Source organism: Nostoc parmelioides FACHB-3921 (assembly GCF_014696625.1).
In the GTDB taxonomy this organism is placed as follows: Bacteria; Cyanobacteriota; Cyanobacteriia; order Cyanobacteriales; family Nostocaceae; genus Trichormus; species Trichormus parmelioides.
Genome location: NZ_JACJQL010000038.1, coordinates 28944 through 51725, shown reverse-complemented (window position 1 = coordinate 51725; position 22782 = coordinate 28944). Strand labels below are relative to the sequence as shown.

The 22782-nt window shown below is 40.8% G+C and carries 16 protein-coding genes; 2 read left to right on the top strand and 14 right to left on the bottom strand.

What is annotated here, in order from left to right:
- The 14 genes from H6G14_RS21675 to H6G14_RS21610 form a co-directional block, all read right to left on the bottom strand.
- Positions 1-975 (bottom strand): iron-siderophore ABC transporter substrate-binding protein, encoded by a 975-nt coding sequence (locus H6G14_RS21675; protein ID WP_190569499.1) that lies wholly within the window; start codon positions 973-975, stop codon positions 1-3.
- 129 nt (positions 976-1104) lie between these two features.
- Complete coding sequence (locus H6G14_RS21670; RefSeq protein WP_190569497.1) at positions 1105-3741, bottom strand: TonB-dependent siderophore receptor; 2637 nt, start codon at positions 3739-3741, stop codon at positions 1105-1107.
- Positions 3742-3861: 120 nt separating this feature from the next.
- Entirely contained in the window at positions 3862-4884 is a 1023-nt protein-coding gene (locus H6G14_RS21665; protein WP_190569495.1) for a helix-turn-helix transcriptional regulator, read from the bottom strand.
- Between the two features lie 189 nt (positions 4885-5073).
- Positions 5074-5301, bottom strand: coding sequence for a transposase (locus H6G14_RS21660; RefSeq protein WP_242053504.1), 228 nt, complete (start codon positions 5299-5301; stop codon positions 5074-5076).
- A gap of 100 nt (positions 5302-5401) precedes the next feature.
- Positions 5402-6355, bottom strand: a complete 954-nt coding sequence (locus H6G14_RS21655) for an ABC transporter substrate-binding protein (protein WP_190569493.1) — start codon at positions 6353-6355, stop codon at positions 5402-5404.
- 14 nt (positions 6356-6369) lie between these two features.
- Positions 6370-8955, bottom strand: a complete 2586-nt coding sequence (locus tag H6G14_RS21650) for a TonB-dependent receptor (protein ID WP_190569491.1) — start codon at positions 8953-8955, stop codon at positions 6370-6372.
- Positions 8956-9061: 106 nt separating this feature from the next.
- Positions 9062-10060, bottom strand: a complete 999-nt coding sequence (locus H6G14_RS21645) for a helix-turn-helix domain-containing protein (RefSeq protein ID WP_190569489.1) — start codon at positions 10058-10060, stop codon at positions 9062-9064.
- Between the two features lie 105 nt (positions 10061-10165).
- The gene (locus H6G14_RS21640; RefSeq protein ID WP_190569487.1) at positions 10166-10597 is read right to left on the bottom strand and encodes an EamA family transporter; all 432 of its coding nucleotides are present in this window, start codon (positions 10595-10597) and stop codon (positions 10166-10168) included.
- 87 nt (positions 10598-10684) lie between these two features.
- Positions 10685-11638 carry an iron-siderophore ABC transporter substrate-binding protein gene (locus H6G14_RS21635; protein ID WP_190569485.1) on the bottom strand — a complete coding sequence of 318 codons (954 nt, stop codon included), beginning with the start codon at positions 11636-11638 and terminating at the stop codon, positions 10685-10687.
- Positions 11639-11652: 14 nt separating this feature from the next.
- Entirely contained in the window at positions 11653-14217 is a 2565-nt protein-coding gene (locus tag H6G14_RS21630) for a TonB-dependent siderophore receptor (protein WP_190569483.1), read from the bottom strand.
- A gap of 130 nt (positions 14218-14347) precedes the next feature.
- A complete protein-coding gene (locus tag H6G14_RS21625; protein WP_190569481.1) occupies positions 14348-15346 on the bottom strand; it encodes an AraC family transcriptional regulator in 999 nt (332 codons plus the stop codon).
- A gap of 16 nt (positions 15347-15362) precedes the next feature.
- Positions 15363-16163, bottom strand: coding sequence for an ABC transporter ATP-binding protein (locus H6G14_RS21620; protein ID WP_190569480.1), 801 nt, complete (start codon positions 16161-16163; stop codon positions 15363-15365).
- A 31-nt stretch (positions 16164-16194) separates the two neighbouring features.
- Entirely contained in the window at positions 16195-17235 is a 1041-nt protein-coding gene (locus H6G14_RS21615) for a FecCD family ABC transporter permease (RefSeq protein ID WP_190569478.1), read from the bottom strand.
- On the bottom strand, positions 17232-18263 hold the full coding sequence (locus H6G14_RS21610; RefSeq protein WP_190569476.1) for a FecCD family ABC transporter permease: 1032 nt from the start codon (positions 18261-18263) through the stop codon (positions 17232-17234). Before H6G14_RS21610 ends, H6G14_RS21615 begins: the two co-directional genes overlap by 4 nt.
- A gap of 605 nt (positions 18264-18868) precedes the next feature.
- Here H6G14_RS21610 and H6G14_RS21605 point away from each other — a divergent pair.
- Both H6G14_RS21605 and H6G14_RS21600 read left to right on the top strand, forming a co-directional pair.
- A complete protein-coding gene (locus H6G14_RS21605) occupies positions 18869-19888 on the top strand; it encodes a helix-turn-helix transcriptional regulator (protein ID WP_190569474.1) in 1020 nt (339 codons plus the stop codon).
- A 207-nt stretch (positions 19889-20095) separates the two neighbouring features.
- On the top strand, positions 20096-22666 hold the full coding sequence (locus H6G14_RS21600; protein WP_190569473.1) for a TonB-dependent siderophore receptor: 2571 nt from the start codon (positions 20096-20098) through the stop codon (positions 22664-22666).
- Positions 22667-22782 lie beyond the last annotated feature (116 nt).

Genomic DNA, 22782 nt, shown 5'->3' with positions numbered 1-22782 from the left:
TTAAGTGATGTTAACTATGTATTTATCAAGGTCATTGAGCATCTCTTGAGCCGCAAGAATATTGAGTCCACGCCAAACAGAAAAATCTACTGGATACACTTGATTTTGCTGCACAGCTTTGATTTTAGACCATAAAGGCTTTTGCTGAAGCTGTTTGATGACGGAGTAGTCATCTTTTCGTAGTAGTGCAATAAATAGAATGTCGCTGTCAATCTTGGGTAGGAGTTCTTCAGAAATAGGTAAATCATTGTCACCAGATTCTGCAAATATAGGATTTAATATGCCAATATCATTTAAAATTCCTCCCGCAAAAGATTGTTGACGAGTAATAACTAATCGTCCCGCAGCAACATAAGCAAATGATGTGCGAATTTCCCGATGATTACTAATTGTCTGTTTTAATTTGTGAACACGTCGGTTATATTTATCTATTAGTTGAGTACTTGTATTTGTTTTTTGCAGAACATTTGCAACATCTTGAATGTGTTGTTTCCAGTTTCCTCTAGTCTCGACCCAAGGTAGAACTACTGTAGGTGCAATTTGTGCAGCACATCTATAGACTTCTGCAAATCCTGGATGGGAAATCACAATAATTAAATCGGGATGGAGTAATACAAGTTTTTCTAAATTAATTTGACCACTGGAACTATGTAAAATTTCAACTCCATCGGCTTTTCCTTGAAAGTAACGAAATTCATCTTCTATTTCAGTTGTAATCCAAGTGGCGATGGGTTTGGTGTCTAAAGCCAAAACTGCGGCAAAACTATTGAAATCTAAGGTGACAATTCGTTGTGGGTTGAAGGGAATACAAGTTTCTCCCTTGACGTGTTGTACCATTCGACATTTTGCACTTTGTTGTTGAGATATTGATTTTGTAGCTTTATAAGTAAAACTTTTACTACCAGCCCAAAGAGCAGTAAATAGCAAAATTCCTAATAAAAATAGGACAATAAAGCGGCGGGAAATTATTTTCATAGACTTGTGCTTGAGAAAACAGGATTGGTACACATCTCCAGAAATTGAGAAAGTTATTGTTTCTGAAAAGGTCTAAATAAGTCCTGTCAGCTTTTATCCTCCAGTGTGAGTTAGAAAATCATGGGACTATCAAAATGTCCAAGAAACAGTTCCTTGGATTGTAAATGGTTCACCAGGAGAGACGCGCAAGCGATTGAACGCATTTTCAAAATAGTCCACATCAAAGAGGTTTCTGATATTAATCGCCGCACGAAATCCGTCTTTTTTGTAGAAGATAGCTGCATTAGTTGTTAAATAGCTAGGCACTTCAAATGTATTTCCAGTATCCCCAGCGCGATCGCCTACATAAAACAATCCTAAACCAAAACCCAATCCCTGCAAATTGCCTCCCTGAATTTCATAGGTTGTCCATAAGCTAGCAGCATGGGGAGTTGTCCGTTGTACGCGGTTGCCTACGGGAATGCTATTATCTTCTGTGACACGAGCATCGTTATAGGCGTAACTCGCAAACACATTCCATCCGGGTAAAATTTCACCTGTAAGGCTGAGTTCAATACCTTGGCTGCGCTGTTCTCCGGTTTGAATGGAAAAGCCTGGGTTATCTGGGTCGTCAGTTAAAATATTGGACTGGGTAATGTCATAGAAAGCTAGTGTTGTCGAAAGTCTCTGGTTTAAATCTGCTTTTACTCCCACCTCAAACTGCGTACCCCTTGTAGGCTCAAATTCACTACCATCAAAGGCTTGACCAATAGTTGGCTCAAAGGAACGGCTATAGTTAGCATAGAGGGAAATAGGTGGAATCGGCTGATATACAATACCCATACGGGGACTAAAGTCACTTACTGATTGACTTGTTTCTGTAGCGGTTAGCAGGTCTGTGTTGGTTTGGGTGAAGGTATCAAACCTACCACTGACGAGTAATTTTAAGTTATCGGCGATCACTACCTGATCTTGTATGATGATGCCAAGTTCATCAGTGACGGTGTTAGTATCAAGCTCAAATGTGACTGCTCCCACTGGTTGACCGTAAATCGGATTAAATAAGTCAATGGATGCTGCTGCTCTACCCGTAAATTTTAAGCTATTGTTCAACCTTCCTAAATCAATACCAAAGAGTAATTGATGCTGGATTACACCTGTGGTGAACTTACCAATCACATTTGTTGTCAGTCTATAGTCTCGATAGCGATCGTTTGAATCGTTAGCGGTTCTTAGTAGGGTACGATTATCGGCTAAAAGCCTTGTTCCAACGTTAACACCAGTACCTTCATAGTTCAGGTATCCATATCGAAAAGAATTATTTAATGACCAATTCTCATTAAATTTATGCTCTAACCTATATCCAATCCTGGCAGTTGTTACATCAAGACTACCTTCATTAGTAATGCGGGTATGAGGTATATCCCCATTAGGGTTAGAAAATATCGTCCCAATTGCAGGTAAGCCTAAATTATAGTTGTCTTGCTCTAGGTACTTATAAGTTCCTTCAATGGTCAAATTTGTATTTTTGCTCAGTTCCAGACTCAAAACAGGCGCAATTACTAAGTTTCTAGTTTGGCTCAGATCAGTAAAAAATCCTTGATCTCTGTAAGATGCGTTCAGCCGATATAGGGCTTTTTTCTCATCATCTAGAGGCCCCGATAAATCCACTTCACCACGATAAAAATCAAAACTACCCACAGTAGCTTCAATAAAGTAGTAAGGATCTCGTAACGGCTGTTTGGTGACAAAGTTGACTGTTCCACCTGGAGATGTTGAACCCAGTAAAACGGAGTTTGGCCCTAGAAGAATTTCGATGTTTTCAATTCCTGTCAAATCAGGCCCCACGTTAGAGGCTAAACCGTTAGTCTCTTTAATCCCATTCAATGTAGGTTGGCTAAAAAATCCCCGTACTTGCAATCGCAACGAATCAAAATTAGAAGGTGCGGCATTACGCACGCTGGGAGCATTCAGCAGTGCGCTGGATATATCGGCGCGTTGATCCCGCAAAACTTCTTGGGGAATAATCTGAATCGATTGGGGAATATCTCGCAGAGGTGTATCCGTCCTTGTCACTGTACTGGCATTGGGGACACGATATCTATCTTGCTCTCCCGTCACTACCAACTCAATTGGTTCATCCTGCTGCGCTGTTGGTTCTGCTGGTGGTGTTTCACTTGCTGGTTTTTCTTGCGGTTGCTGCATCGCTGTTGTCGTAGATGCTACTGCAAAAATCAGCCCTTCATCCCCATCAAATAACTCAACTGTGGGCAAAGCCGTCTCACCGTTCACGGTGACGCGTACAGTATTAGCATCAATATTTATAACTGTAATTTCAGTAATTCCCGCAGTTGGTTTTTCGGAACGAAATGTGAAAGCTTCTCCCGATGGTAAACGCAACTGAGCATTGGGAACATCTGCAATAAAGTTATTATTTTCACTGCGATTTGTGATTTGCAGTTTTTCCCCTTGATTAGTTTCTAAAATTACCTCGACACCTTTCTCGGTGGGATTAGCTTTGACAGATGTAATTGGTACAATATCCCCGCTTGGTGTCTGTACTAACATGATGGCACTAGTCCCCGGCAGTTCAATTTCACTTAGTTGGGGAATTGGAGAATTGTTTTTTTGTTGTTGGGATAAAGAGGGTATATCTAGTGTTTCTGTATCTTGGGAATTGGGTTTATCCTTTGCCCATCCCGGTTGTACTGCAATTATATTGAAGTATCCACAAAGGCTGATGATAAACCAAAAATGAATACTAGGGGACAAACACCAACGCTTCATTGTTCCTCACACCACACAATAAACTTATCAAAATCAACTATCTTACTGCTAATAATTCTTAATAGCAGTTACAGTAGTATAGGAAAGTCCATCCCAGGGTGTCTATCCAAAAACCGCCAGTTATCCTCCAAAAACCGTCTTGTTACCTGCCAAGCATTGTCTAGGTGTGATGCCAAATCGCCGCTTAAATGCTGCCGAAAAATGACCTAAATGCCCATAGCCTACGAGATTTGCTACTTCTGCTACTGTTGGTTGGCGTTGCCTGTTGCGGACATCGCCTTGGCGTAATAATTGTTCGGCTTTATCTAACCGCAACTGTGTCAAATAGCCCACCACCGTTGTTTGAAAAAGTATTTGAAAACCGCGTTGTAGGGTGCGATCGCTCACGCCCACCAGTTGAGCTAGTGTTGATAGTGACGGTGGATGCTCGATTTGAGCGGTTAAAATTTCTTTAGCGTGGTGGATACGGGCAATTGTATCTGGTTTGAGCCTTGGTAGATTGCAAACTGGTTCTTGATTGTCAGCAATTAAGTCTAGATACAAGGCTAATAACTCAAACACCTTGGCTTGTAAATAGAGGCGTTTGGCTGCACCGCGATAGGGTGGATGCCATAATTCTTGAGCGAGCGAGCGCACTTTTGCTGTCACCTTTGGGTAAAACGCCACCTTCCAATCCTCACCCTTGAATAGTTGCTTGATATTGTCTAGCTGGCGTTGTCCATCGTCCAAAAACGATTCCAGCACCTGTGGCTCAATTTCCACATTCACAAAACTCAAACGCTCTCCCCCTTGATGCTTGTCGGTGACAGCAGGCGAAATCCCACTACCAGAAAAATAACTGCGCGTTCCACCCAAACGTGGGTGAACTCCATCACAGTCAAGGAATCCCGATAACAAAATATTAATTTGAATCAAATGTTTGTGGGCAGGTGTCTTGATCATCAAATCCTGGTGGTATTCGCAGTCCGCAAAACCCAACAATACCCCAGGTGATAGTTCTATGTGGCAAGAATAACCCTGACCAGCAAGTTGCGGCATCTCCAAAACTTCCTCAAACGCATCAGAGCCAAACTTTTGCAGTTCAGGGCTGACATTCTGCTCCCACATCTCGTCCCATTCTAATTTATTGAATATTAATATCATGGGGCTACGGACACAAAACCAAATTATTGCTATTTATTAGCAATAATCATACCACACCTTACTTTTGATTTACTGTTTTAGCCAAGGATGATAGTTGCTCTTGTAAAGACTTGAGAGTAATCTGTGTACCACTAGGTGAGAGGATGTTTTGAAAGTCAGAAAGAGCTAAAAACTATGCAAGCCGTCGAATCATGATTCGGATCGTGGCAATATAAATGAATGTTTCCGATGCCAAGGTGGAAAGTCTCCTGGTAAGCCTCTCGATGTAAATCCCTCACAAAGCACATAGAAAATGGCGTTGACTACAGCAAATAAAGCTACAGTCCTTGGAAGACCACCAGCTTTTTCTGATGCAAACTCTCCTGCAATCAATTTCCACTGTTCCCATATCAAATTGCTACTGTATGCTTTAGTCATTCGCTCACAAGGTGCTGTTATCTACAAATCTCAGCATAAACCTTGTGGGCTTTCTTACAATACACCCCCACTTTTAAAACATCCTCTGAGAACAGCTATATTAAGGAGCATTAACAAGATATTTAAACAAGTCATCAATTACTACATCAGTTGCCAGCATATTTGTTCCAGACCATGCCATAAAATCAACATAATAAACATGATTTTCTTCCACAGCTTTCAGAGTCTTCCAAAGTGGCTCTTGTTGTTTTTTTGCTAGAAATTCATTACCTGTTTTTGCAAAAGTAGTCACAAATAAAATATCACCATCAGCTTTTTTTAGTTCCTCTAGGGAAATAGGAAAAGATCCATAGATTGCATCAATATTTTGTGCAGATGGACGCTGTAAAAGTGCAGCACTGATAATAGAACCAGGAAATGAATTTTTGGAATCAATATATATCTGATTGCTCCCAAAAGTTACGAAGGATACTTTCTTGCCTTGATAGCGATTTTCTAGTGCTTTTTTTAGCTGTTCTATTCGCTGATAGTATCGTTCCCAAAGTGCTTTTTCAACATCTTTTTTCCCCAGAGACTCAGCTACAAAACTCAGATGTCTTTGCCAGTTTATATAATCAATTTCACCTAATACTGTAGGGGCAATTTTAGATAATAAAGGATAAATTGGCTTGAACCAATCTACACCAATAATTAAATCTGGTTTGAGTAGTAATGTTGCTTCTAAATTTGGTTGTGAAAGTCCCAGTAGTTTTATTCCTTCTGTGTCACCATTAATCGATGTCAGAGATTGTCCCTCAACGTAAACTTCGTTAGTTGTACCGATGGGTTTAACCCCAAGGGCTAGAACATTACCTAAAGTACATGATGATAAGGTGACAACACGCTGGGGGTGAATGGGAACACAGGTTTCCCCCATTGTGTGTTTAACCATGCGACATTCTGTGGTTGGTTGTTTAGGTAAAGAGGATATATTTTGAGGTGTGTGATGATTGCAAGCTGTAAGCAGAGTAAATCCCAAGATGCCTAATATTAACCAACCCAAAAAATATCGCATGATTGATTTAGTTATTAAAACTGCCAGGAAACTGTTCCTTGAATCGTCAAAGGCTGTCCGTAGTTAACGCGAGTTGAATTCACGGCATATTCAAAATATTCTACGTCAAAGAGATTTTTAAAATTGAGTGAGACTCTAAATTTATCTCGGTTATAGTAAATTGCTGCATCAGTGCGAAGATAGCTAGGAACATCGTAAGTATTTGCTAAATCTCCAGCGCGATCGCCTACAAAAAACAAGCCTAAACCAAAGCCTAAACCTTGTAAATTACCTTGTTGAATTTGATAGGTTGTCCATAAATTGAAAGAATGATATGGCGTATTTGGCAATTGGTTTCCTGGCTGAAAAGTATTATCTTCAGTAATCCGTGCATCAGTATAAGCGTAGCCTGCAATAATATTCCATCCGGGCAAAATTTCCCCTGTCAGACTCAGTTCCATACCTTGGCTATTTTGTTCACCAGTTTGGATTTGAAAACCTGGATTATTGGGATCTGCTGTTAAAACATTACTCCGAGTTAGGTCATAGAATGCTAATGTTGCCGAAAGGCGATCGCTAAAATCTGCCTTTACCCCAGCTTCATACTGTCTCCCTCTTTCCGGTTCAAAGGAATTACTCAAAGCATCACCAGGTAAAATTAATCCGTTGGCGGGAGCAAATGAACTAACGTAACTGGCATAAAGTGAAATCGCTGGTATGGGTTGATAGACAATTCCCAAACGAGGGCTAAATGCACTATCTGACTTACTACTTGCTAATTGAAAAGTAAAATCTTCTGCCTTCTGATCAAAAGTATCAAACCGTATACCTAATAGCACCTTTAAATTATCTGTCAGAGCAATCTGATCTTGTAAATAAATTCCTAATGAGTTGGTGGTAGTTGCATCGCTAAATTCATCCCCAAGCTGAGGGCGTGGCTGACCGTAAACAGGATTAAAAATATCAATTGGCGCACATGCTGCACCTCTAAATTTTGGTGTTCTGTTTTCAAAACGATGCACATCAACTCCAAATAATAGTTGATGTTCAATTGCACCAGTAGAAAACTTGCCAACAGTATTTGTAGTGAAAGTATAAGCTGTACTTACAAAGTCAAATTCTCGGTAAAAACGATTCAGAGTGCGATTATCTGCATCTAAGCCAGAGGGAAGGTGTATTCTATCGTAATAATCACGATAGTTATACACAAAAGCATTGCGTAATGACCAACTGTCATTAAATTTGTGTTCTAGTTGATAGCCTATTCTTGTAACCGTCTGTTCAATGATATCGGAAGGTTCAGCCAAGTTACGATTACGGGGTATTTTGCCGTTAGGGTTAGGAAATATCGTCCCTATTGTTGGTACACCAGGTAATCGGAAAAAATCTTTTGCATTGATGTAATCCCCTTCTATGGTTAAGTTAGTATTCCTGCCAATTGCGACACTAATCACGGGTGAAATATTGAAGTTTTCACTTGTATAGGAATCGACAAAACTACCTGAGTTTCTGTAGGCTGTATTCAGACGATACAAGACTGTTTTCGAGTCATTCAATGGCCCAGATAAATCAATCGCACCCCGGTAGTAGCTATAGCTACCCACAGTCGCATCCACACCATAGAAAGGTTCATTCAAGGGACGCTTAGTGACTAAATTGATACTTCCTCCAGGATTACCTAAACCAAATAGCACTGATCCTGGCCCTTTGAGAACTTCAACCTGTTCCACACTAGCAAGTTCAACTAATTCTCCAGCACCGGGATCGGGTAGTCCATTTCTGAGGAAGTTATTACCTGTGTTTTCAAATCCCCGAATCCTGTAAAAGATAGACTGACCAGGGCCAAAATCCTGAGTCACACCAGGAATATTTCTCAAAGCATCATCTAAACGAGTTATTTGCTGGTCGCGCAATACCTGTTGCGGTACTACTTGAATTGATTGGGGAATATCTCTTAAAGGTGTATCGGTTCTTGTCCCAGTTGAGGTATTCGGTACACGATACCCATCTTGTTCTCCTGTCACCACCAACTCAATCGGCTCATCTTGCTGCGCTGCTGGTTCTGTTGGGTTTTGTTCGGCTTGTGGCGTTTCTGGCTGCTGTGGTGGTGGCTGTATGGCGGTTGTAGCAGGATTTATACCAAACACCAGTCCTGCATTGTCATCAAATAACTCGACTGTTGGTAAACTTGTTTCACCTACCACTGTCACCCGCACAGTATTAGCATCTACATTGATAACCGTAATTTCAGTAATTCCCGCAAGTGGTTTTTCCGAACGGAAGTTAAAAGCATTGCCGTTGGGTAAACGCAACTGAGCATTAGGAATATCTGCAATAAAATTATTACCCGTACTGCGATTTGTAATTTGTAGCCCGTCCCCTTGGGTAGTTTGGAGAATTATCTCTACACCTTTTTCAGTCGGATTTGCCTCAACTCCGGTGACTGGGATAATTTCTGATACAGGTGTTGGTGACTGTACCAAAATTTGAGAGTTGCTAGAAGAATTCGTTTCCTCTGCCCATGTTGCTTGCATTCCTAGAAGAAAAAATACACCCAGCAATAACGATGTCTGCCGACAAGCCGCTATGCGTCTACGCCGCAGTGGTGAAAAATTGACCATCACTCCCACACCTTGAAGCTTAATAAAAACTTTTCCTAATTAGCTTAGGGAAAACTATCAAGGTGAAGATAGAGATAATTCGGCTCAAACGGAATTTTTATTCGGCTCAAACGGAAAACTTTTTCAGACAATCCCGTGGACGGATGCCAAACTTTTTCCGAAAGGCTCTCCCAAAGGCAGTTAAATCATTGTAACCAACCATATTGGCGACTTCACCGACTTTCCATGTTCCCGTTTGCAGCATTTGCCATGCTTGCTCCATGCAATAACCGTGAAGATAACCAAATACTGTTGTACCAAACACCTGGCGAAAACCCTGTTTAAGAGTACATTCATTTAACCCTACCAGCCTTGCCAACTCTCCGAGAGTGGGTGGATTATCTAGTCTTTGTTGCAAAATCTCCCTAGCATAATAAATTCTGTCTACTAAATCGCCTGTCAATGGATGAGGATTGCGATTACTATCTTGTATTTCGGTTTCGACAGCTAACAACATTCCCATCAACTCCAAAGCTTTCCCTTCTAGATAAACCCGCTTGGCGATTCCCCGATAAGGACACTGGATAATTTGCCTGGCGACGGTTTGCATAGCTGGTGTGGCAATACCATCACGACAGTAACATGGTTGTGCAGATGTTCTGACTAAATGCTGTAATTCTCTTGGTATTTCGCCTTCTGGATGACCGGCTAGAGAGTATAGTGTTTCGGGTAACATCTCGATAATCACTTCCAAAAAAGGCTGTCTGGTGGAAATGTCACCTCGTGATTTTGTTTCTATTCCTTGACCATAAACACCGTATCTTCCAGCTTCCAGGTAAGTTTGCCGACACTGAGTTTGTCCAGACAGATGAAAATGATACTCTATCCCAGATGTATCTAGATCGGAGAATTCTATCATTAGGCGATCGCGCACTGTGTACTCAGCAACAGTCAAATTAAAACCTTCCCGTAGTTGAATTTCTCGCCAGTAGCCTTGTCCCAACGGTTGTGGATACTTGTATATCACATCAAACTTGTCCTTGGGGTCAGGATAACGACTAGTTCCATTAATCCGCGTCTGGTGCCACAGTTCGTCGAAGGCTTGTTGAGAAATGGTGATAGTCATATTCTGATCAAGTCTAGTTTATCCCCTAATTAAGAAATTATCTCATTAAATTAGGTAAAGATAGTGAGGCGATCGCAGTCTTGGATATCTGGTAAAATTTGACTCTCAACGAATCAAAACAAGTGTACCAGTTAAAATCAAGCCAGTTCCCAATATCACTTGCAGCGTTAGCGGTTCCTTAAGAAAAAGTAGCGAAAAAATCAGCACCAAGAGCAAACTCGATTTATCCAAAGGTGCGACTAAAGAAGCTTTACCGACTTGTAAAGCACGAAAGTAAAATAACCAAGATAAACCCGTTGATATCCCAGAGAAGACGAGAAATAGCAGGGTTTTGGGGCTAATTGTCAATAGTGTGTCTAGTTGTCCTTTCGCGATCACCCAACCCCAAATCATGATGAGAATTACTACCGTGCGGATTGCGGTTGCTAAGTTGGAGTTAATTGCTTCGACTCCAATCTTGGCAAATATAGTCGTCAAGGCTGCAAAAAATGCCGATAATAGGGCGAAAAATATTGCATTCGTTTCATTCTCTGACATTTATTGCCCCCGATCGCATCAGTCTTTATTGAGAAATAATATCACTATATATAAGCATTTTCTTATGAGTTATTTAGAGCAGCTATATTAAGGAGCATTAACAAGATATTTAAATAAGTCATCAATTACTACATCAGTCGCCAGCATATTTGTTCCAGCCCATGCCATAAAATCAACATAATAAACATGATTTTCTTGCACAGCTTTCAGAGTCTTCCAAAGTGGCTCTTGTTGTTTTTTTGCCAGAAATTCTTTGCCTGTTTTTGAAAAAGTTGTCACAAACAAAATATCACCATCAGCTTTTTTTAGTTCCTCTAGAGAAATAGGAAATGATCCATAGGTTGAATCGAGATTTTGTGCGGCTGGACGCTGTAAAAGTGCAGCACTGAGAATAGAACCAGGAAATGAGTTTTTGGAATCAATGTATATCTCACCACGTCCAACAGTTATGAAGGATATTTTTTTACCTTCATAGCGATTTCCTAATGCTTGTTTTAGCTTTTCTATTCGCTGATAATAGCGTTGCCAAATTGCTTTTTCAATATCTTGTTTCCCCAGTGATTCAGCAACAAAGCTCAGATGTTTTTGCCAGCTTATATAATCAATTTCACCTAATACAGTAGGGGCAATTTTAGATAATAAAGGATAAATTGGCTTGAACCAATCTACACCAATAATTAAATCTGGTTTGAGTAGTAATGTTGCTTCTAAATTTGGTTGTGAAAGTCCCAGTAGCTTGATTCCTTCCGTATTTGCATTCGTAGATGATAGAGAACCCCCCTCTACATAAACTTCGTTAGTTGTGCCGATGGGTTTAACTCCCAGAGCTAGGACATTGCCTAAAGTACATGAAGATAAGGTGACAACACGCTGGGGATTTATGGGGACACAGGTTTCCCCCATTGTGTGTTTAACCATGCGACATTCTGCGGCTGTTGGTTTAGGTATAAAGGATGTATTGTGAGGTGCATAAGGATTGCCAGATGTAACTAGAGTAAATCCGAAGATGCCTAATATTAGCCAGTAAAACAAATGTCGCATGATGATCTTGATGGTTAAAACTGCCAGGAAACTGTGCCTTGTACTGTAAAAGGTTGCCCATAATAAACACGATTACCTAGCGAACTTTCAAAATAGTCTACATCAAATAGATTTTTGAAGTTGAGGGCAACTCTGAGTTGCTCTCGTTTATAGAAAAGAGAGGCATCTGTGCGAAGATAGCTAGGTACAGTATAACTGTTGTCAAAATTAGCGCGATCGCCTACAAAAAACAAGCCGATTCCTGCCCCTAAGCCTTGTAAGTTACCTTTTTGAATTTCATAGCTTGTCCACAAGTTAAAAGAATGATTGGCGCTATTTGACAATCGGTTTCCAGGGGTCAAAGTATTATCTTTAGTAATGCGGGCATCGATATAAGCGTAGCCTGCAAAAATATTCCATCCTGGTAAAATTTCGCCCGCTAAATTCAGTTCAACCCCTTGGCTATTCTGTTCACCTACTTGGATAGAAAAGTTTGGTCTGTTGGGATCTTCTGTTGTGACATTGGTACGAGTCAAATCAAATAATGCAAGTGTTGCGGAAAGGCGATCGCTCAAATCTGCTTTTACCCCAACCTCATACTGATTACCGCGTTCTGGCTCGAAGGTGGAGTCAACACCAAAAAAGTATGAGCCGCCTGGTGGAGTAAATGAACTTGTGTAACTGGTATATAGGGAGATAGCAGGGATGGGTTGATAGACAATGCCAAAGCGAGGACTAAATGCACTATCTGTCCCACTGCTTTCTGTATTACTGATTAAATCTTCATATTTTCGATCAATAAAGTCAAACCGCCCACCCAATAGAACTTTTAAGTTATCCGTCAATGCAACTTGATCTTGCAGATAAATTCCTAATGAGTTTGTCTGCTGTCGAACTGCAAAAGAAGAAGGGACTTTTGCTCCACGCGGTTGCCGATATACTGGATTGAAGATATCAATTGATACCGCCTCGAATTCATCAATTGGTGGATTGTAGTTGTCAAAGCGATTTAAATCAACTCCAAATAGTAGCTGATGCTGAATCGAACCTGTGGAGAACTTACCGATTAGATTAGTCGTCATCGCATAATTTCTATTTTCAGAAGAGCCTTCGGAAGCCGATCGCCTCCAACTTCGATTATCTGGTTCTAAACCATTAGAATCGGTGCGGCGTTGAAAGAGATCGCGAAATGCGAAGATAAACGCATTGTTTAATGACCAATTTTCGTTAAACTTGTGGTCTAGTCGGTATCCCAGCCTGAAAATTGTCTGCTCAAAACTGTCAGAAGGTTCAGTCAGATTAAGATTACGGGACACCTTGCCGTTGGGGTTAGGTAATATACTCCCAATCACAGGTACACCAGATGCGATCGTATCCCTTGTAGTGATGTATTCTGCCTCCAAGGTCAAGTTAGTTTTCTTTCCCAGCGCTATACTGACTACGGGCGATATATTTAAACTTTCACCATTAAAGAAATCGACAAAACTACCTGAATTTCTGTATGCTAAATTGAGACGATATAAAACTGTCTTCGAGTCATTTAGCGGCCCCGAAAAATCAACCGCGCCTCGATAAAAACTATAGCTGCCAATAGTTGCATCAACAGTGTAAAAAGGGTCACGCAAAGGACGTTTCGACACTAAGTTGATGCTTCCCCCTGGATTACCCAAACCAAACAGCACTGATGCAGGGCCTTTGAGAACTTCAACTCGCTCAATACTGGAAAGTTCACTCACTTGTCCAGCCAATGTGTCAATCAGTCCATCCCTGAGCAGATTCGTCTCTGTGACATCGAATCCGCGAATGCTATAGAAGGCTAATGGCCCAAAGTTAAAAGTCTGATTCACACCAGCAACATTTCTCAGAGCATCTTCTATGCGAGTCACTTGTTGGTCGCGTAATACTTCCTGTGGTACTACTTGAATTGATTGGGGAATGTCACGCAAGGGTGTATCAGTTTTTGTCGCAGTCGTAGTATTTGGGACAAAATAGCCATTCTGTTCCCCTGTCACCACTAATTCAATTGGCTCCTCTTGTTCTGCTGTTGGTGTCTGTGGTTGTGTCTCACTTGTCGGTTGCTCTGTTGTCGGTGGCTGTGGTACTGTCGCTGTCTCAGTTACCATTACACCCAAAATTAAACCCTCATCACTATCAAATAGTTCTACTTTGGGAGGACTGGCTACACCTGTGACTGTTAACCTAATAGTATTAGCATCGAGATTAGTTACAGTCACTAGCGTAATTCCAGTAGCAGGATTTTCTTGACGAAACTCACTACCAGATGGCAAATTTAATTGAGTATTGGGAATATCAGCAATAAAATTATTTTCCTCACTTTTACTTACAGGCTGCAACTTATCTGAACCTGTACTCTCTAAAATTACTTCCAGTTCCTTGTCTGTTTGTCTTAACTTGACACCCGTTACCTGAATTATGCCTTGGGAAAGCCACTGTTTAACCGTAGTTGCTGGACGTTCAACTTCGTTGAGATTTTTAGCCGCAGTTGCTACAGGATATATATTTGCATCAGAATTAGTACGGTTTAAATTAGTTTCCGCTACAGATGGTAAGGTAAGCAATCCCCAGAAGGAACTAAGCATCAATACCTTCAACCAGCAATAATTTGACACCACTGCTCACACCATTAATAATAATTAGTTTCAACAAGATACCGTTAAACTGGGTGTGACATAAAACTAATCTGATAGGTGGACGGAATTTTTTCGATAGCTAAACGGAATTTTTTTGCAATTTCTGGTATTCCTTGGGGTTAAGGCCAAATTGTTTGCGGAATGCAGCAGCAAAGGGACTGCGACTGTTGTAACCTATTGCCTGAGCAATGTCGGTAATTTTCATCTCTCCTGCTTCTAGTAGTTGTCGTGCTTGCTCAAGTTTGTGGCGACGCAGATAGCCAAATACTGTTGTGCCAAAACAAGAACGAAAGCCACGTTTGAGGGTGCATTCATTTAACCCAACTCGTCGCGCTAATTCGTTCAAAGATAGCGGATTGTCCAACCGTTGCAGTATAATTTCCCTAGCATGGTGAATTCTGTCTACCACATCTGCCTGTAGAGGCTGACTATTGCTTTTACCGTCACGAATCTCTACCTCTTGTTCTATAAGGATTCCCATCAATTCCAGTACTTTCCCTTCCAGGTACATCCGTTTCGCAATACCCCGATAAGGACAATGCAAAATTTGCTGTGCAATTCTCTGCATCGGTAAAGTAGCTGTGCCACAGCGATGGTATTTTAGCTGATCATCTGGTCGAATTAAGTGCTGTAACTCTTTTGGTAATTGCCCTTCACTGTTACCAGCGAAAGAAAGCAGCAACTCAGGCTCAAATGTAAATTCCACCTCAAGAAATGGCTGTTCATGATAAGTTTCTGACCGTATTTGAGGAGTTAAACCACTGCCGTGGAAAATATACTGTCCGCCACTTATGGATGTATATTGATCTGTGTGTCCCCCTGAAAAATGGAAGTGGTAATGTAAAGAAGTTTCTGTTTGTGGATCTTCAAAAATTATGCGATCGCTCAAACTCAAATCGCCAATGCACAAATCTAAACCGTCACGCAGCCTGATTTGCCGCCAGAAACCTTGTCCCAATAGCTTTGGGTAATTGTACATCACATCTAACTGATCATCGGGGTCTGGATGTTGGGAACTCTCAACTTTCCCCTGATTCAGTAATTGGTCGAAAACTTGGCTGGTGATGGAGATAGGCATAGTTGATATTAAAGAATTAAGTTATTTTTACTCTTCCCTTGCGCCCTATTGGTACACACATTGGTGTTCCTACAACCGGGTCAGGAACAATACGACACTCTAAGCCAAAAACCTCTTGCACCATCGCTTCAGTCATTACCTGCTTCGGTTCTCCAGCAGTAAAAATTCTTCCTTGTTTGACAGCAACCAAGTAATCAGCATAACGACAAGCCTGATTTAAATCATGCAGCACCATGACAATAGTTCTGCCCTGATGCTGGTTCAATTCATATAACAAATCTAAAACTTCTATCTGATGCGCCAAATCTAAAAAAGTAGTCGGTTCATCTAACAGTAAAATATCTGTATCTTGTGCTAATGCCATTGCAATCCAAGCACGTTGTCGTTGTCCACCAGATAAAGTATCTAATCCTCTGTCGTCCAACTCTAATAAGTTTGTAATTAAGAGTGCTTGTTGGACAATTTTTTCATCTTTTTCTGACCACTGCTGCAACCAATTTTGATAAGGATAACGTCCTTGTGCTACCAAGTCTCTGACTGTTAATCCTTCTGGTGCAACTGGCCCTTGCGGTAAGATCCCTAATTGCTTCGCTACGTCCTTAGTAGAAAGATTAAAAATAGATTGCCCATCAAGATAAACTGTACCACCATAGGGTTTAAGTAATCTGGCTAAACCTCGTAATAAAGTTGATTTACCACAACCGTTTGCACCCACTAAAGCACTAATTTGTCCGGTGGGAATTGATAAATTTAAATCTCGAATAATTGGCGCACCATCATAAGCTAAAGACAGACCCTTGGTTGATAATCCTTTCATAGTTGATACCATTTTGATTGTTGACTGTTGACTATTTCTTGCGATTACGAATTAACAAATAAAGAAAATAAGGCGCACCAATAGCAGCAGTCACCACCCCACAAGGAATTTCGATAGGTGCAAAGAGGGTTCTTCCTAAGAAGTCTGACGCTACAACAAGCATTCCTCCTAACAGTGCAGAGGTAGGGATCAAGCCTTCATTATTTGTACCTACTAACTGTCTGCCTATATGAGGTGCAATTAATCCTACAAAACCAATCATTCCGGCTGTGGCGACTCCTGCACCTGCTAAGGCTACACCCACTAGCACCAGCAAACCACGTTGCCATTCCACCCGACTACCTAAGCCTTTGGCAACATCATCTCCCAAATTTAAGGCGTTCAAATGTCTGGCTAATGTCAACGCCATCGGGATAAAAACGATTAACCAAGGTAAAAAGGAAAAAACTTGTTCCCAGGTGCGTCCGTAAACACTACCAGCTAACCACACCAAAGCATCACTAACGTTATAAATATCGCCAAAGGTAATTAATAGGCTGGTGAAAGCACCAGCGATCGCAGACAAACCCACGCCCATTAAAATGAACAGAACGGGGGAACTACCATTGTTCCAAGCTAGGGAGTAAATTAAAGCAGCCATCAATAAAGCACCGACAAAGGCTGATATAGGCAAAGTGTAAATGGGTGCTGAGGGAAATAATACAATGACTGTAACGGCTGCTAGACCTGCTCCCGCATTGATGCCAATAATGCCGGGATCAGCTAATGGGTTGCGTGTGATGCCTTGAAAGATAGCCCCAGAAACGGCCAGCGCCATTCCCACCATGAAAGCAACCAGGGTACGAGGTAGACGCAGATTATAAATCACAAAAGCATGATCTGGGTTGCCTGTATCTATACCCAATACAGTTTTGACGATATCTAAGGGCGAAATAGGATATTCACCCCGGCCTAAATTCATCACCATTGCTACCACAACTGCCACTGCCAAACATAGCAGTATTGGTGGTACACGTCTGTCTATGCGAAAAGATATCGTCTCAGAACGGATAACAAGCCAATCAACCTTCATTTTTTCACCTTTGATTTAGCCAAGTAGACAAAAAAGGGTGCGCCAACCAATGCTGTCATTACTCCCACGGGTAATTCTTGGGGTTTGAGTAATACACGCCCAGCGACATCAGCAACTAAGAGTAAAGTTGCACCCACTACTGCGGAGTATGGCAAAATCCAACGGTAATCAGCTTTGATGAAAAATCTCACGATATGAGGAACAACTAAGCCAATAAAGCCGATTGGCCCGGCTAAGGATACGGAACTTCCCGCCAGTAAAACCACGCTGATGGCAGTCGTAATTTTGACCCAAGCTGTCTGTTGACCCAAGCCTTTAGCCACATCTTCACCCAGACTCATAGTTGTAATTTGTCTACCAAGGGCAAAGGCAACTACTAAGCCAATCATCACGAAAGGTAAGGCTGACAATAAGATGTTGAAATCCCGTCCAGCCAAAGAACCAGCTAACCAAAATCGAATTTCTTCTAAGGTGCGTTGACTGACGATGAGAATAGCTGTGGTAAGAGAAGAAATCAAAGCCGTTAACGCCGCCCCGGCTACGGTGATATTTAATGGTGTAGCTCCTCCCTTTCCCAAAGAACCAAGGAAGTAGACTAACATTGCTGTGACTCCTGCACCCACAAAGGCCACAATGGTTAACACACTTAAGGAGGAGCTACCAAACACAAAAATTGTGGCAACTACAGCTAATGCTGCTCCTGACTCAATCCCTAAAATCCCTGGATCTGCTAGGGGGTTGCGTGTCAAACCTTGCATTAATGCGCCGGACACTGCCAAAGCTGATCCTACCAGTAGCGCAACGAGCGATCGCGGTAATCTCACCGTCTGAATCACTAAATGTTCATAAGAACCATCAAAGCTGATAAAGGATTCCAGAATTTTGTTTAACGGTATTTCTGCCGCACCCAATGTGACACTATACACCAAGCAAGTTAGCAGAATCAGTATGCCCAGAATTAAACCCGCTAATGGCGATATTTTGGGTAGATTCCAGTTTTTGGGTGATGCTGTGGTTGCTCTTGTCATTATCTTGTAGTTAGTTGATAAATATAGTCATTTAAGTAAGCTAGTTGTGCCTTCTGTGACATTTGCAATTTCAACATCTTAATTGATAATCTTTATACACTTATTGAGTATTTCAGCAAGATATATTCTCGAAATATCTGGATTTACCCACTGATGTAAGCAGGAAGTTCCAAGATTCTACTTTATACTTATTAGTAGACTTTTTCAACTGCTTGCGTCTTTGTTCTATGAATAAACAGAAATAATTATGAAATACTTGGGAAAGTTAGTTAGTTGCTGTTTATTGCGCTTAGGGAGTTGCGTGAAAAATCCTCATTCCGTCTATAAAGGATTTGACTGGTTGTAAGTAAGTGGAAAAAAACAAAGCTATGTTCAGAAAGGTTAATCGAGCCAAAACCTTCTTTCTTCGTACCTTATCCCAACTACAAATATTGACACTACTCTACTTAGTTTGCGTGTATAACATGATGAAGTTATCAGATAGCACTAACTAATGAGATAATTTTTTATTGCTACTATTCCCAATATTGTTGTAAATTAAGCGTTATACGTTTGTTAGTTAAGAAACTATCGCAATTAATTTATTAACAAAATTGCCGTTACAAATGACTAATATCTTGACGGAAGAGCAAATTAATCAAATTGAACAGGAAACTCTAGAAAATTTAGATATATCGTATAACAATCAAGGTTTTGACAAAATTCAGAGATTCCATAACAGTTTATATGATACTTTTTATCAAGTAGTCGAATTCCGTCCAGGATTAAGCCTAGAAATTTCTGATGATCGTTACTACCAGCAAGTTAGTTGTAAAATTGACCACTATGGTTTAGATGCACTAACAGCCAAATTTTATTTATCAGGCAACCATCATGTAATTTGCCCTGGTATTGCAGGAGTCGAGGAAAATTACCAAGAGACAGTAGGGAATAACTACTTGTTTTACCTACCAGATATTGAGGAAACAGAGCAATATTTTGCAGGCGATCGCATCTATTTAATTAAAATTTGTATAGATATAGACTTCCTCAAATCCTTCATCGATGGACTAGAACATCTACCAAAACAGTTACAGCCTTTCTTGGAAAGTGACTCTCCGCCTCTGTTTCACCGTCCAGTGGGTAAGATTGGCCTTCCCATGCAGACAGCATTACAGCAAATTCTCAAAGTACCCTATCAAGGGATGATACAAAAAATGTATCTAGAAGGCAAGGTACTAGAATTACTGGCTTTGCAGTTTGCTCAACTGATAGAGGCTGAGGGCGATAAACAACCCTTGATTAATCTCAAAGCTGGTGATGTTGAGAGAATTTATCATGCCAGAGATATTTTAACCAAAAATTATGATCACCCACCCTCATTAATTGACTTAGCGAAAAAAGTCGGCATAAATGACAACAAACTCAAGTACGGTTTTCGTGAAGTATTTGGTACTACAGTATTTGGATATTTGCGTGACTATCGCCTAGAAATAGCGCGAAAGCTGCTACAGGAACAAAAGCAGAACGTGAGAACTGTAGTCAACACAGTTGGTTATGCAAATCAAAGTCACTTCGCCGCCGCATTTAAACGTAAATTTGGTATCACGCCCCAAGATTGTCGATTAGGGAGAAAAGCTGTGTAATGAAAATTCTTTCTACTCCCAAGTCTTGTTATCAGCTATTGGCTGCTTACTTGCGGGTTCATGTTAGAACTTAATCATAAACTCCCTCTATGGTTCAAAACTCTCCGTCTACTATGTAGACTTACACCTCGTAAATTACATAAACTCTCTCCACAGACAGTTGCAAATTATTTGCAATATTGAGCTTGTCTTTTTGGAGTGAGGAGTATGGAGTCTCGACCATCGAAAGAGATTATTTCAGCCGGGATTGTGTTGGCATTTGTATCATTGCTTGTACAACCAGCTGTTGCGGAAACTAAATCACATCATTCTATAAGTACGGCAAAGTTACTACTGGTGCAACAAAGCAATGTTGCATCTGTGCAAGTTACAGGCGTAAAAGTCAATAATACAGATAAGGGTATAGAAGTTATTCTAGAAAGTGCTAATCCAGAAGCACTTCAACCTGCTATTAAAAGTGCAGAGAATAATTATATTGCAGATTTCCCTAATGCGGTGTTAGCACTACCTGAAGGTAAAGATTTTAGTATTGCTAATCCAGTAAGCGGGATTGTCTCTGTAAGTGTCACTCAAGCTGATGCTAATACTGTACGGCTAACGGTAACGGGTAAGGCGGGTTTACCAACAGCAGAATTATTTGATAGTGATGAAAGTTTAATTTTTGCACTTGCAGCCGTAGCTGAAACAACGCAGCAAGCAGAACAGCCAACAAGTGAAACACCACCAGAACAACCAACAACCCCACCAACAGCCGAAACTAATGAACCTATTGAATTGGTTGTCACAGGTGAACAGGATGGTTATCGAATACCTACAGCCAGCACCGCCACAAAAACAGATACTCCCCTGCGTGATGTACCCCAAGCAATTCAGGTGATTCCTCGACAAGTCCTACAAGACCAGCAAGTGAGGAATTTAAATGAAGCATTGCGAAATGCAGCAGGTGTAATACCTGATGGTTCAGAACGTTCTCCCTTTGAAGGATTTACCATTCGTGGTTTTAGTGACCGTAATATCATCCGCAACGGACTAAGAGATGATACTAACATCACAAGTAATGTGAATACGGAGAACATTGAGCAGATAGAAGTTTTACGAGGGCCAGCCTCAGTTCTATTTGGAGCAGGGGGTGCTGGAGGTACGATTAATATCGTCACGAAAAAACCCCAAAGCACACCGTCTTATTCTGTTGAGGGAACTATTGGCAGTTTCGGCACATACGGCGGGACTTTAGATTTTACAGGGCCATTAAACGATGACAAAAGCTTACTATATCGCTTTATTGCCTCTGCATCCACAACAGATACATTTGTTGATTTTTTTACAAGAGAGCGTTATCTTGTTGCTCCCAGCTTGACTTGGCTGATGGGTGAAAACACCAAATTAACTTTAGAAGCTCAGTATTCAGACCAACGACAACCCAATGACCGGGGTTTACCTGCTGTGGGTACAGTTTTACCTAACCCCAATGGTAAAATCCCCCGTAATCGTTTTATTGGTGAGCCTTTTGACGAAATTGATAAAAATAACAGGCGATCGCTGCGAGTTGGTTATAATTTAGAGCATCGGTTTAACGAAAATTGGCAGTTACATAATAACTTTAATTTCACCTATTTGAGTGTCACCCAAAATTCTCTATTTCCTTCAGAACTACTAGATGACAATCGCACATTAGAACGAGGTCTAGTTACTGCTAAATTTGCCTATCGTACTTACAATTTAGATACAAATATTGTAGGCAATTTTAAAACTGGTAATTTTGAACACCAAATTTTATTTGGTGTAGATTTATCAAGAGAAGTTTATTATAACGAAGGTATAGGACGTTTACGAGAACTCGGTTCTATAGACATTTTTAACCCTATTTATCGGCGTGATAGTGTCGGCGCAGTGCTGGAAGAATTTCCTGATGAACCTTCTACTTCTGATGGTTTAGGTATTTACTTGCAAGACCAAATTGGCTTATCAGATCACTTGAAATTGGTTCTAGGGGGAAGATTTGATATCGTCGCCCAAAAAATAGAAAATGCTCAAGGCGAAACAACTTCTTCTCAGCAAGATGAAGCATTTAGCCCTCGAATTGGTGTTGTTTATCAACCTAGTCAAGCGGTTTCACTCTACGCCAACTATAGCCGCTCATTCAAACAGGTAACTGGGACAACATTCGAGAATAGACTATTTGAACCAGAACGGGGAACTCAGTATGAAATTGGCATGAAAGTAGATTGGACAAATAATCTTTCTTCGACTCTAGCTTTATACCAAATCACACGCTCAAATGTTCTCACTACTGATCTCAGAGATCCCAGTGGAAATTCTTCTATCCAGACAGGAGAACAAAGAAGCCGAGGTATTGAATTAGATATCACAGGTGAAATTACGCCAGGATGGAAAATAATTGGTGGCTATGCTTACACCGATGCACAAGTTACTCAAGACAATGATATTCCTGCGGGAAACCGCATTAACAACGTCCCAGAACACGCATTTAGCTTATGGAGTACCTACGAAATTCAACAGGGTAATTTGCAAGGTTTAGGCTTTGGTTTAGGACTTTTTTATGTAGGAGAAAGACAAGGAGATTTAGACAATAGCTTTAGTTTACCCAGCTATTTAAGGACTGATGCCACTTTATTTTATCGCAAAAATAATTTTCGTGCAGCTTTGAATGTGCAGAACTTGTTTGATAATGAATATTTTGAAACAGGTGAAAGCATTCTGCGCGTTTTTCCTGGCGCACCCCGCACAGTCAAATTTACTTTGGGTTGGCAATTATAATTGACAAATTGCTCACGTAGTTAGATATTTGCCCTGACGATTTACGACGAATTACTACAGCCCTTAAATTATCTGAGGGCTGTATCAAGCCCACATTCATTACCCAATCACATACA

Coding starts and splice junctions, on each gene's coding strand:
- H6G14_RS21675 (WP_190569499.1), bottom strand. CDS start 975: ATGAAAATAATTTCCCGCCGCTTTATTGTCCTATTTTTATTAGGAATT.
- H6G14_RS21670 (WP_190569497.1), bottom strand. CDS start 3,741: ATGAAGCGTTGGTGTTTGTCCCCTAGTATTCATTTTTGGTTTATCATC.
- H6G14_RS21665 (WP_190569495.1), bottom strand. CDS start 4,884: ATGATATTAATATTCAATAAATTAGAATGGGACGAGATGTGGGAGCAG.
- H6G14_RS21660 (WP_242053504.1), bottom strand. CDS start 5,301: ATGACTAAAGCATACAGTAGCAATTTGATATGGGAACAGTGGAAATTG.
- H6G14_RS21655 (WP_190569493.1), bottom strand. CDS start 6,355: ATGCGATATTTTTTGGGTTGGTTAATATTAGGCATCTTGGGATTTACT.
- H6G14_RS21650 (WP_190569491.1), bottom strand. CDS start 8,955: ATGGTCAATTTTTCACCACTGCGGCGTAGACGCATAGCGGCTTGTCGG.
- H6G14_RS21645 (WP_190569489.1), bottom strand. CDS start 10,060: ATGACTATCACCATTTCTCAACAAGCCTTCGACGAACTGTGGCACCAG.
- H6G14_RS21640 (WP_190569487.1), bottom strand. CDS start 10,597: ATGTCAGAGAATGAAACGAATGCAATATTTTTCGCCCTATTATCGGCA.
- H6G14_RS21635 (WP_190569485.1), bottom strand. CDS start 11,638: ATGCGACATTTGTTTTACTGGCTAATATTAGGCATCTTCGGATTTACT.
- H6G14_RS21630 (WP_190569483.1), bottom strand. CDS start 14,217: ATGCTTAGTTCCTTCTGGGGATTGCTTACCTTACCATCTGTAGCGGAA.
- H6G14_RS21625 (WP_190569481.1), bottom strand. CDS start 15,346: ATGCCTATCTCCATCACCAGCCAAGTTTTCGACCAATTACTGAATCAG.
- H6G14_RS21620 (WP_190569480.1), bottom strand. CDS start 16,163: ATGAAAGGATTATCAACCAAGGGTCTGTCTTTAGCTTATGATGGTGCG.
- H6G14_RS21615 (WP_190569478.1), bottom strand. CDS start 17,235: ATGAAGGTTGATTGGCTTGTTATCCGTTCTGAGACGATATCTTTTCGC.
- H6G14_RS21610 (WP_190569476.1), bottom strand. CDS start 18,263: ATGACAAGAGCAACCACAGCATCACCCAAAAACTGGAATCTACCCAAA.
- H6G14_RS21605 (WP_190569474.1), top strand. CDS start 18,869: ATGACTAATATCTTGACGGAAGAGCAAATTAATCAAATTGAACAGGAA.
- H6G14_RS21600 (WP_190569473.1), top strand. CDS start 20,096: ATGGAGTCTCGACCATCGAAAGAGATTATTTCAGCCGGGATTGTGTTG.